The sequence below is a fragment of the Mesorhizobium sp. M4B.F.Ca.ET.017.02.2.1 genome (assembly GCF_003998955.1).
Taxonomy (GTDB): Bacteria; Pseudomonadota; Alphaproteobacteria; order Rhizobiales; family Rhizobiaceae; genus Mesorhizobium; species Mesorhizobium abyssinicae.
The window spans coordinates 1-691 of sequence record NZ_RZOF01000679.1 but is presented as its reverse complement, the minus strand read 5'-3'; the positions used below and the strand labels follow the sequence as shown (position 1 = coordinate 691).

Sequence of the window (691 nt, the reverse complement as noted above, 5' to 3'; positions counted from 1 at the left end):
GGGTTGATCGGTTTGACGCAGGTGCTGGCCGCCGAATACGGGCCGCAGGGCTTGCGCGTCAACGCTTTGTTGCCGGGCGGCACCGACACGCCGGCGGCGACATTCAAGACCCCGGAATCGCGAACCTTCGTCGAAAACCTTCATGCATTGAAGCGTGTGGCGCAGCCGGAAGAGATCGCCCGCTCGGCGCTTTATCTCGCCTCGGACGCATCGAGCTTCACCACCGGCACCGCGCTGTTTGCCGATGGCGGCGTCTCGATCAACCGGACGTGAAGGGATTGGCGGCCACAGCACTGCCCGCCAGCCGAAAATCTCACGAAGCGGCCTTGCATTTCGCTCCGATTTGACGATTCCGTTTCCCGTCGACAACGGACGGTAAGAGATGCTGCTGATCAGGACCTACGTCGCCCAGAGCGCCATCGAAGGTGTCGGCGTTTTCGCCGCCGAGCCGATCCGCAAGGGCGCCTCGATCTGGCGCCTCGATCCGGATTTCGACCGGCTGATCCCGATGGAGAAATACGAGGCGGCGCCGCCGCATCTGAAGGAACTGCTCGACCGCTACGCCTACCCCAGCCCCGACCGGCCGGGCTTCATGGTCTACGAGGTCGACAATGGCCGCTTCATGAACCATGCCGAGCGGCCGAACACGGATTTCTCGCAATATGGCGGGGCGACCGCGACCCGCGACATC

General features: G+C 63.8%; 2 protein-coding genes. Both read left to right on the top strand.

Going from position 1 to position 691, the window contains the following annotated elements:
• A partial coding sequence (locus EN738_RS34810; RefSeq protein ID WP_127287424.1) for an SDR family oxidoreductase occupies positions 1–273 on the top strand: 273 nt, incomplete at its 5' end.
• Positions 274–382: 109 nt separating this feature from the next.
• A partial coding sequence (locus EN738_RS34805; RefSeq protein WP_127287422.1) for an SET domain-containing protein-lysine N-methyltransferase occupies positions 383–691 on the top strand: 309 nt, incomplete at its 3' end.